The sequence below is a fragment of the Stieleria sp. JC731 genome (assembly GCF_020966635.1).
Taxonomy (GTDB): Bacteria; Planctomycetota; Planctomycetia; order Pirellulales; family Pirellulaceae; genus Stieleria.
This window is the reverse complement of record NZ_JAJKFQ010000011.1, coordinates 342,007-353,432: the sequence shown is the minus strand read 5'-3', so window position 1 is coordinate 353,432 and position 11,426 is coordinate 342,007. Positions and strand designations below refer to the sequence as shown.

The 11,426-nt window shown below is 52.6% G+C and carries 5 protein-coding genes; 1 reads left to right on the top strand and 4 read right to left on the bottom strand.

The window, feature by feature from the left end; genetic code table 11:
• Positions 1-19: 19 nt before the first annotated feature.
• Positions 20-1,357: a sugar porter family MFS transporter gene (locus tag LOC67_RS18280; RefSeq protein ID WP_230264125.1), complete on the top strand. Its 1,338-nt coding sequence runs from the start codon at positions 20-22 to the stop codon at positions 1,355-1,357.
• Between the two features lie 112 nt (positions 1,358-1,469).
• On the opposite strand, the gene LOC67_RS18275 is transcribed toward LOC67_RS18280, so the two are convergent.
• The 4 genes from LOC67_RS18275 to LOC67_RS18260 form a co-directional block, all read right to left on the bottom strand.
• Positions 1,470-1,658 (bottom strand): hypothetical protein, encoded by a 189-nt coding sequence (locus LOC67_RS18275; RefSeq protein WP_230264124.1) that lies wholly within the window; start codon positions 1,656-1,658, stop codon positions 1,470-1,472.
• Between the two features lie 316 nt (positions 1,659-1,974).
• Positions 1,975-4,971, bottom strand: coding sequence for an FG-GAP-like repeat-containing protein (locus LOC67_RS27635; RefSeq protein ID WP_230264123.1), 2,997 nt, complete (start codon positions 4,969-4,971; stop codon positions 1,975-1,977).
• 15 nt (positions 4,972-4,986) lie between these two features.
• Positions 4,987-7,968 (bottom strand): FG-GAP-like repeat-containing protein, encoded by a 2,982-nt coding sequence (locus LOC67_RS18265; RefSeq protein ID WP_230264122.1) that lies wholly within the window; start codon positions 7,966-7,968, stop codon positions 4,987-4,989.
• A gap of 136 nt (positions 7,969-8,104) precedes the next feature.
• Positions 8,105-11,011, bottom strand: coding sequence for an FG-GAP-like repeat-containing protein (locus LOC67_RS18260; protein WP_230264121.1), 2,907 nt, complete (start codon positions 11,009-11,011; stop codon positions 8,105-8,107).
• Positions 11,012-11,426: the final 415 nt, after the last annotated feature.

Sequence of the window (11,426 nt, the reverse complement as noted above, 5' to 3'; positions counted from 1 at the left end):
TGCATAAGGTGCAAGTTCTATGGCTAATCGGTTGCTCGTCTGGTCAGTGACAGCGTCGCTGGCGGGATTCCTATTCGGCTTTGACACGATCGTGATTTCGGGTGCAGAGCAAAAGATCCAGTCCGTTTGGGATCTAAACAGCACGCTGCATGGGTTATGCATGAGTGCAGCTCTGTGGGGAACCGTGATCGGAGCCATTTTGGGTGGCTGGCCGGCAGAGCGATTCGGACGGCGTCAAACCCTGCTGTGGGTCGGTATCCTGTACTTCGTTTCGGCAGCCGGATCAGGACTGGCCCCCGAAAAGTTCTCGTTCATGTTGGCTCGATTTATCGGTGGAGTCGGTGTGGGGATCGCGACCGTCGCGTCCCCGCTATACATCTCCGAGATATCACCGCCAAAGATGCGAGGACGGCTGGCCGGCTTGTTCCAGTTCAACATCGTTTTCGGAATCCTGATCGCGTTTGCGTCGAACTATCTGATTGGCAAATACGTTGGCGCAGACGTGGCATGGCGTTGGATGCTTGGTGTCGAAGCTTTTCCGGCGCTGCTGTATACGATTTTGTGTATCACGCTTCCGGAAAGTCCTCGCTGGCTGATCACACATGGGAACCGGCGCGATGCGGGGTTAGAAGTTTTCCGCTCGATCAACCCCGATCTTACCTCCCAGGAAATTGAGTCACTTGCAGACACTGTCCAAGCAAGTGCGGGTGACACCAACAAAGCTGAGAAGTTTTTCACCGCTCGGCTTCGAAGGCCGATCATGCTGGCATTTCTGATTGCCTTTTTCAATCAGCTTTCGGGCATCAATGCGATCCTGTATTTCGCCCCGCGAATCTTTGAATGGACCGGTCTGGAAAAGAATGCGGCGCTGCTTCAATCGCTTGGAATTGGGATTACCAATCTCGTATTCACATACGTAGGACTGTGGCTGATCGACCGTTTCGGTCGCCGAACTTTGCTTTACATCGGATCGTTCGGTTACATCGCTTCGCTGGGACTTTGCACCTATGCCTTCAGCGTGGAAAGCTACCAAATCGTTCCGGCTTGTATCTTCGCTTTCATTGCGGCACATGCGGTGGGACAAGGCGCGGTTATCTGGGTGTTCATCAGCGAGATCTTTCCTAACCGCAGCAGAGCGGCGGGCCAGGCACTTGGCAGTTCGACGCACTGGTTGTTCGCAGCACTACTGACACTCGTTTTTCCAAAGATGGCCGAGTCGCTACCGCCTGCAACCATCTTCGGCTTCTTCTGCTTCATGATGGTTCTTCAGTTGGTCTGGGTAAAAATGTTTGTTCCCGAAACGAAAGGCGTTCCGCTTGAGCAGATGCAGGAAAAGCTTGGCATTGCGGATGCTTGACGTCAATTGACTGAATGAATTCGTGGCTGCTGAAAATAAAAAAGCGTAGCCCGTCATCAGTAAGATGGCCGGGCTACGCTTTAGACGCTTTGGCTTGAGACCGCAACGAAGATCAGTTACCAGGGCGAGCGCTGGAACTTGCTCCAGAACGCATCTGGGCTTCGTAATCTGCCATCTGGTCACTAGTCATGGATGTCGAACCTTCCGGTGGTTGAATCACCTTGTTGCCCGATTCTCCACATCCGGTCAAACAGACAGCGGGAGCAGCGACGAGGCACGCGATAGCGAGAAGCTTTTTCATTTGATTGATCCACAAAAATCGACTGGCAAAGACACCATCAAAATGTCGATGCCGAACCCAAAAATAAACAAGTTCGAAATCGGAAAGCCGAACGCACAAACGCCGTACTACACACATCAACGTTGACGCATCTGATGTCTGCGGCAATTGCCATCGACTGAGACATCTCGGACAAACCATTTCTGCAACAGAAGCCTAAGATAGCAAATTATTACACAGTCAACATGCTTGGGGCAACTAAAAGTCAATAACGTTGGCGAACGCCTTGGTCTTAAATCGAACAGCGAAACGGCTCTGGTCAAGACTTCGAACGGACTTACCGTTGCAGCAACTCCTGTTCCCCTTCGATTAACAGATACCGCTTCGGTTCGATGGGACCGGGGAAAGTTTGGGTAGATCCCGAAGGCCATTTCACTTCGATGGAATCGATCGTATTTGCGGCACCAGTACCAAATTCCATGGTCGCTTCATCGCTACATAGATAGCCGTCTCCTGCAGTTACCCATTCGCTCCAAACTGTCTCACCGGAACGCACGCTTACCTTGGCACCAATCGCGTCACGTTCGCTTCGTGTTCCGCAAAGCTCCAGTTGAATGGCATTCCCCTGTGTTTCTGTTTGATTTTCCAACAGTGCGACCGGCCGATCCAAGTGGTTGATGATCAAATCAAAATCACCATCGCGATCGAAGTCCAGCTTTGCCATCGAACGTCCCAAATAGTCTCCGGACCAATAGTCAGACTCGTCCTGGACATTTGTTAGTTCGAATCGAGTGCCAAGGTTCATAAATAACTGCGGCGGCATCTTGTACATTTCGTCATAGGGAGTCATGTCAAAGATGTGCCCATTGGTCACGGCCAAATCTAGCCACCCATCGCGATCAATATCGATCGCCTTGGTACCAAATCCGACCATCGGAAAACTGGGGCCTTTCAATTCATAGCGAGTGGCATAGTCAGTGAATCCGCCATCGGGCGATTGAAGATAAAGATTGGCGGATTCCTCATTGAAGTTCGTGATGTGCAAGTCGATCGTCCCGTCTCGGTTGTAGTCTCCCGAGGCAATCCCCATGCAACCATTCGCTGCACCTTCAAACCCGTTGGCGACACCCTTCGCATCCGCCGCATTGCCTAGCTTTTCATCGCCGAGGTGCATCAACAAATGGTTGGGGCGAACATCGTTTCCCACAAAGACTTCGTTTCCAGGCTGACCATCAAAGTCAGTCACGACGACTCCTAGCGAGGTTCCCGGAACGGCGACATCACGCTCGATTTTCTGCAATTGAAATGATCCGTTGCCACGATTGACAAACCACCGATCGGATTGCGCGTAATGCTCAAGCGGAGATGGCTGCGACGGTCGACCATCGGGCCCGATCTTGGGCAACGCGAACGCTCCGTCCATCTCGATATAGTCACACTCGAATAGATCGGGCAATCGATCTCCGTTAATGTCCGCGATCGCCAGCGATGAAGTGAACTGCGGTGAGTTTTCACCAAGTGTTTCAGTTGCATCACGAAATGTGCCGTCCCCATTGTTGATCAGCAGGCGATTGTTCCCCAAGCTTCCGACGTAGAGGTCGATGAATCCATCCTGATTGACATCACCCGCGGCTAGACCTGAACCGTAGTTGAAATCTTCAGCATTAGCCAAAGCAGTCTGATCTGTAAAACGCCCCGCGACGTTTCGCACCAAGACATTCGATCGAGTGCAATTTGCTGATGGAGGATCCCCCGAACCCTGGGCAAAGTAAAGGTCCGGCCAACCGTCAAGATCATAGTCCAACACTGCGATCGCACCGCCGATCGATTCGTGAATCGGAATCGGTGATTCATCCAGTTCCAAACTGCGGTACCATTGAAAATCGAGTCCAACCTTTGCGGCAACGTCGACCAGGTGTGGCTTTGCGAGCGGAACGACATCGACGACCTTCTGTGTCGACGAGCCAGCAGACTTGTCATTGAGCAGCCTTTGATAGGCGTCACCCAACTTGTAGTTTTCCAATTTTTCGCCAAGCAATGCTGACTCACGAGCCAGCTTGACAGCACCCTCGGTGCGTAGAATCTCTGCTCGCTTGAGTGCGATTTCACGTTGTTTGGCATTGCTGCTAGTGGAATGGATTAGCCCAGCCCAACCGAGCACTTCGAAAGGGCGTTCCATTTCCAACAGCTGTTGCATAATCCGCTGCTGCAACTCGCGATGCTCTGTGAATGGCAACTTGCGTTGCTGCAATCGATTGGATGTATTTTCGCACTGAGCCAAATCGATACCACGCACCCGATATTGCTGTGCCTGGTCGGGCTTTCCCAAAGCATCAAAAACTTTAGCCAACCGCTGCATGCTGCTGCGGTCGGTGGGGTTTTGATAGACCGCATTGAGCAACGCACGGGCGGAGGCTTCGAATTGACGTCGATCAAAGAAATAGGTTCCAAGTGCAGCCCAATAATCACCCAAGCGCTGAACTTCCTTAGGATCGCAACCGGCATGCCATGATGGAAATCGATCGTGAGCCTGTGTCTCAGCAAGCAGACGTCCGTGAAGTGCAACCGCGGCGGGCGACTTCAAGCCGTTCTCCATCGCCAGTTCTAACTCTTGAAGTGATTTTCGAAACTCAAGTTGAGTGAAGTACCAGCGAGCAATGCCCAGGCCAGGCTCGAAATATGCTTCGATTTCGGAGTCCGACTCCAACTGCGTCGGAAAAGATTCTGTCCGACGAATCAGCGAGTTCAATTCCATTTCCGTCGCTTCGCCCGCAAGACAGAGCTGATCGGCGACAAGCGATGCTTCTTCACGACGTCCGATTCGCGTTAGCAACGCCCATGCACGATGATGCCAAACCCATTCCCCAGGGCGTTTTTTGATTCCGGCCAACAGGACATCAGCAGCTTCCGATACCTTGCCAACCATGAATAGAGATCTGGCGTGAATATCGATCGCACTTTCGGCCAGCGGAGATTGATCATCGATCGAAGCGGCAAGTTCAACCGCACGTTCCGCGTTGCCCTGGCGAAGTGCCGATTCCGCTGCGATCAATGCGGCTTCAGCATTGTCCGGATCGCGAAGTAGAACTTTGATTGCGACATCGCCCGCCTGCTGCCACTTTTCGGCGGAAACCAATCGCCGCGCCGCCAGCATTTCGTCTTCATCTTTGACAGAAACTTTCGTGACAGGTGTCTGGTCATTCGAATCCGAATCACAGCCAACGAGGCCGGAAATGACGACTGCTAGTGCGAAAACAATGCAGCTTGTGGGGATCTCTTTGAATGCCATAAACGAAAGAAAAGAAGATGAGACGCGGCGAACAATCGAAACCACGAGTATAAACCAGATTCAAAATGAAAACGGATCCTCGGTTCCTTCCACCACCAGAATATGTTGATCAGCCGCCACGTTGCTGAACGTCTGACGTGCACCGCCTGGCCAGTCAATCGTCAACTCACTAACAACACTTTCCGCGGCTAGTCCGAACGAAACGATCGGCTCATTACGGCTGAAAAAGCCATCACCAGCCGTGACCCATTCAGTCAAACGATTACCATTGACGCTCGCGGTGACACGAGCTCCGATTGCGGCCCGTTCGCAGTCGACACCGGCAAGCGAGACCTGCAACCAATGATTCGCATCGGTACAGCGATTGACTAACAATGCGGTCTGCTCGCCAAGGTGGGTGACCACAAAGTCCGTCTTGCCATCACGATTCCAGTCCAGCTTTGCCAAGCCGCGACCGAGGTGCGATTGCGACCAATATCCAGACTTGTCATCGACATCCGCCAATTCAAATCGATCGCGTCGATTGGCAAACAATTGCATCGGCTGCTGAAACGGAGCATGGTTTGCAATCGCGTCCTCGATGTGACCGTTCGCGACAACCAAATCCAAGTCACTATCGTTGTCATAGTCGATCGATTGAGTCCCAAATCCGAGCACGGATGAACTCGGTTCACTTAAGCCGTACTGGATATTGCGATCTTTGAACCGTCCCGAATGATTTAGGTAATAGCTGACGTTTTCACGCTGAAAATTGGTGATGTGAAAATCGAGCCAACCGTTGCGATCGAAATCGCCTGATGCGATTCCCATCGATGCTGTCTTCGCGCCACTGAAACCGTACGCACAGCCATGAAGCATCGCCATATCGGCCCAAATGCCTTGACTGTCTTTTACCCACAACTGGTTTGCATAGACGTCGTTACCAACAAACACTTCGTTTCCGCGTTGGTGATCAAAGTCACCGACGATGACACCTAAGCCAGCTCGGGCTGATTCCGATGGTGTCCCCATATCCTGAAACGAAGGCTGCCCGTCAGGCTGATTCACAGCGATCCGATCCAGTCCCGGCTGGTATTGCTGAGGCATTAGAGGTTCGATCACTTGCCCCCGAGCATTTGTCTTTGGCCGATCGGTAATCCGCGAATCATGCAAGTAATTGAGCTCAAAAAGGTCCGGCAAGGAATCGCCATCGAGATCCGCAACAGCTAGCGAAGTCGTCATCAACGTCTTGTCGTCTCGGTCGTCAAACGCTTGCTTGGTAAACGTGCCATCGCCATTGTTTATCAATATGGCATTTTCACCAATGTTGGCGACAAACAGATCATCAAAGCCGTCTTGATTCCAATCACCCGCGGTTACGCCGGTCGAATAGCGATAAAGTTCGGCGTGTGCCGAATTGGTAACTTCAGTGATTGATCCATCATTCGATCGGTACAAGACATTGCTTTCGCGGCTGACAAAGTCCGGCGGGTCGGCGGCGCCTTGTGCGAGATACAAATCTGCGATTCCATCACGATCAAAATCCAAAACCGCGACAGCGCCACCCACCGATTGATAAACCGTAAATCCGCGTTCCCGCGGTTCGCTGGCGACCTGATAGCTGTGTTTTAGCCCGATCGCATCAGCAAGATTTTCGAACGCAGCTGGCACGAACGAATCAGTCCGCTGAACGGCGTTCGAATCAGCGTGTTCCAACGCCAGATTCGTTTCTGAACCGGGCAGGTTCAAATTCGGCAGCGGGTATGACTCCAGCGATAAACCACAAAGCCGTGCTTGCTGATCAGGAAACGCCTGGCGACTCTGCACGGTTTGTCGCAATGCTTGGCGAAGCTGCTGCATTTCATCATTTGACGCTTGCCGATGGTAGGCAGCGATCGACCTCCACAGAACAGCCTCCACATTGCGTCCTAACGATGACAAGCTTTCCGCAAGGTTCTCGATCGCCTCTCCACCAGCTTCACCGGCATCGGCAACTTGATTGTTTTGCGTGAAAACAGTTTTCAGTGTCACCGCTCGCTCGTCCCACTTTGCGGCAGTTTCGTCGTCGCCGAGCGTTTCCAATACCGAGCGCAATCGACTGATCGATCGATAGTCCGTGGGATCGCGGTCGATTGCCTCCATTAAAGATCTAGCAGCTTCTTCGTATCGGTTTTCTGCAATTAACCACAAACCGATTGCCGCCCAGTATTCGGAGTATTGCTCGAGATCACGACTGGGATTTTTCAACCACTGTTGAAGTTGGCGATGATCCTGAGCTTCGGCAGCTGCACGTCCGTAGAATGCTTTGATCGAGTTAGGCTGTTCGCCGTTGGCAATCGACTGCCTTAGCAGATCGACCGCTTCCTGGTAACGTTCCGCCGTGAACAACATTCTTGCTTGAGCCGAATCGCCAATTGGTATGTAGTTCGGATCGTTGTCATTGGTTTCGATGATTTGCTCGCCGCCAGGTGCATCCCCATCCGTCATCGCATGGCTCAGATGGATCAACGCGTGCAATTCGTCTTGCCGAACATTGCCTTGCATACACAGCGATTGCAGATGGTAAGCAGCCTCGTGCCGCCGCCCTTGACAATTGTAGAGAAACGCCAGTTTCCGATGAGCGACCGCGGCATCAGGATACATCCGAACGATTCGCTTGTACCGACGTTCCGCTTCGCCGTAGCGACCGAGTTTCAAACAATAATCAGCCGACTGGCCAAGTGCCGGATAACCTGCGATCGGATCATCCGTCGGGATCGAATCGAGCAAGTCGACGGCTTCGTCAAGACGTCCCTTCGCAGCACGCATCCCCGCCAATCGAAAGATGACTTCGGTGTCTTGATTGTCAACGAGCAACAATTCATGCAGGTGTTCTGACGCAGCATCGAAGTCACCTTGGCCAGCGAGCTTCTCGGATTTCGAAATCGCCTCGTCGCGATCAATACTTACTTGTGCTGCTGTATCAGATTCGTTGCCAGGAGCGTCCGGAGCCTTTGGAACCGAAGGTGCGACCGGGGCAATTGGAGCAACCGCCTCAATAGGCTCTGTTTCAGTGTCGGGCATCAAGCCGTCTGACGGTGCATCCTTGGAGACAGTTCCGCCACAGCCACACAAAAGAATCTGTAGGGCACAAATCCAAAGCAAATACCGACAGGCAATCATTGGTTCGTTCGGCTTGTTCGCACTGCAATGGACCATCTCAGTTCAAATTCCCATCATCAGCAAACGTTTCAAGCGTAAATAGATCGTCGTCACCTTCGACAAGCAAAAGCTGATGATCAACAGTGACGTTGGAAAATCCCTGCTCGTCTCCGGTGGGCCACGTGACGGTGAGAGAATCGACAGTGGTCGACGTTCCCAATCCGAACGAGAGAACCGGCTGATTATGACACAGATATCCGTCTCCACCGACGAGCCACTCGGTTTGCGTTGTCTCGCCCGATCGCAACGTTACCTTTGTCGCAATTGCATCACGTTCGGCTCTGGTACCGACTAACTTGATTTGGACCACATGATTATCTGTCTTGGTTTGATTGATCAGAACCGCTGACGGATCAGACATGTGAGTCACCACAAAATCTTGCTTGCCGTCGCGATTGAAATCGACGCGTGCGAGCGCGCGACCGAGGTGCATTTGTGCCCAATAGCCAGATGGATCAACCACATCGACTTTCTCGAATCGATCACCATGATTCGCGAACAGTTGTGATTCCTGTTCGTATGGTCCGCTCATCTTCAAGTAATTGTCGATGTGACCGTTGGTAACCACCAAGTCAGTCCAGCCATTGTTGTCGTAGTCCAGCCCTTGCGAACCGAATCCCAAAACGGAACGGCTTGGGACTCCCAAACGGTAGCGGTTGGCACGATCTTGAAACACACCGTCGCGGGAAAGGTACAAACAAGCGCTTTCATTTTGAAAGTTTGTGATGTGAAGATCCAGCTCACCATTTCGATCGAAATCGCCCGCGGCGACTCCCATGCTTGCCGTTTCACCACCGTCGTATGAATACGCCAAACCATTTAGCCCGGCGACGTCTTGCCAAGTCGATTTGTCTGAATCACGCACCCAATATTGGTTAGCAGATTTGTCGTTGCCAACAAAGATTTCATTGCCTGGTTTGCCGTCGAAGTTTGCGATCACGACGCCAAGTCCGTGGTGCGTTGCCGAGTCTTGATCGGTGATAGGTTGCAACGTCACACCGCCAGTTCCGTCATTCAGACCGACACGGTCAGCCGCCGGTGCAAAATCGGCGGGCCCGACAGCCTCAATGATATCTCCGGCGGCGTTCTTTTCCGGCCGCAGAGAGATTTGGCTATCACGCAAGTAATTGACTTCGAACAGGTCGGCCAATCCGTCGGAGTTTAAATCCGCCATCGCGATCGAGGCTGGCATCTGATCAACAGTTTCAGTTTGTGCCAATGGGCGAGCGAGAAAGGTACCATCGCCTTGATTGATCATCAGGACACTAGTCCCAATGTTCGAGGTGACAATGTCCGGCAAGCCGTCTTGATTCCAGTCCCCACTTGTACAACCGATGGTGTATTGAAAATCCGATGCGAACGCGTTCACGGTGACATCCACAACGCGGCTTCCGTCAGACCGATAGAGCTGATTGGATTCCGCTGCGACAAAATCCGGTTCGGCAGCAGCACCTTGTGCGAAGTACAGGTCGGGGTTGCCATCCAAATCAAAGTCGGTGACAGCAACTCCGCCTCCTGTTTGGTGATACATCATGAAGCCTTGCCGCAGATCGTCCGGCCCAAGCTTGTACCTGTGATTCAGTCCGACCTGTGTCGCAAGATTGGCGAATTCGGGCGTCGCGACTTCGATCGCCGAATGCCGCGATGCCACCGAAGAGTCTTTATCGATATTCTTCACAATCGCCTGAAATTCCGGCATCGGAAATGTATCCAGGCCCATTCCTAGTAGTCGACTTTCTTGGCTTGGCATCTCCGTACCGGTTTTCACCAACTGACGACGCTGTTCATTCCAATGTGCCATCGCGTCGGATGACATCTGCCGATAGTAAGACTCGATCGATTTCCACAACACCGCTTCGAGCTTTCGATCGATGGCAAACAGCTGAGCAGCAAGTTCGTCAATCGCGTCGACACTGGGTGGACTGGATGCCGAAACCTGGTTGTTGATTGTCAGCACCTGCTTGTAGGTTTTCCAACGCTGTTCCCAGCGATCACTCTCTTCCGTTCGCCCTAACAGTGTCAGCGCCAGGTGCAACCGATTGATGGATCGAAAATCGGTCGGATCGCGGTTCAGTGCTTCCATTGCCGCGCGTGATGCAGACTGCCAATCATTTAAAGTGCCAAGATAGACCGCGACGCCCGCCCAAAACTCGGCATACTGCCGAACACTTTCGTCTGTCAGGGCAAGCCACTGGACGAACTCCTGATCCAGTTGTGCTTCTGCCAGTATCCGCCCATAAAAAGCGACAACCGATGGTGGCACCTTTCGATTTTTAATCGCGGGACGCAGAACGTCAGCAGCTTCGGCATAACGATGTTCGGTAAACAGTTGCCTTGCCAAGCCGGAAGGTCCGATCGGACTGTAGTCGACAGTGTTGGGATCATTGGCAGCGGTACTGTCATCTGTGTCTAACGACATCGAATCGCTAAGCACGACCAAGGCATGCAGTTCGTCTTGGCGAACGTTTCCGAGCCGACAAAGCTGATAGATGTGCTGCGCCGCTTCATGCCGTCGACCTTGGCGGTTGTACAGATAAGCCAGTTTTCGATGTGCTTCTGCGGCATCGGGGACCTCTTTCAAGATCAGCTGGTATCGCTTCTCCGCATCGTCATACCGTTCCAGCTGAACACACCAATCGGCTGATTGCCCAAGTGCGGGCAGACCGGCGGTTGGATCATCAGGCTCGATCGATTCGATCACTTCGACCGCACGTTCCAGTTCCCCCAGTTCCGCATGAACGGTGGCTAGCTGAAAGATGACGATGACGTCGGTTGGGTCTTCCAGTAGTAGGGTCGTTAGCAGCGACCGAGCTTCCTTCAATCGCCCCTGCTGCATGGCTTCGGCGGCTTGATCTAGTGCCGCATCCCGAGACAGCGTGTTGTCGGTCGCAGCATTTTCTAACACGGGTCCATCGCTGGATGCCGGACTCGTTTGGACTTGCGGCTCATCGTTTGATGGTGGTGATGATCGATCGCAGCCAATGAGCGTTAACAAGGTTAACGAAAAGAGTGCTGTGGTATGAACGGCAGCACGACGTCCGCTTGCCCAACAAGCCGTCAAGCGAGAAGCATCGATCCGCATCACATTTACGACCAATAGAAAAGTCCGAGTTGGCACGATTCGCACGCCAAGCACTTCAACCGGGGAACTGAGAAAGCATGACTGCTGTTCCACCCGGGATACATATCGAAGATTAGAGCCCCTGGGTGGACGCAAACCACTACCGCCAGTCTACCCAGTTTTGCGGCAGAATTCAGCACACAACGTGCAAGAGAAGTGCTAGAGAACGCTCCCGCTATAAAAAAACAGCGAGCCCATC

Coding starts and splice junctions, on each gene's coding strand:
- LOC67_RS18280 (WP_230264125.1), top strand. CDS start 20: ATGGCTAATCGGTTGCTCGTCTGGTCAGTGACAGCGTCGCTGGCGGGA.
- LOC67_RS18275 (WP_230264124.1), bottom strand. CDS start 1,658: ATGAAAAAGCTTCTCGCTATCGCGTGCCTCGTCGCTGCTCCCGCTGTC.
- LOC67_RS18265 (WP_230264122.1), bottom strand. CDS start 7,968: ATGCCCGACACTGAAACAGAGCCTATTGAGGCGGTTGCTCCAATTGCC.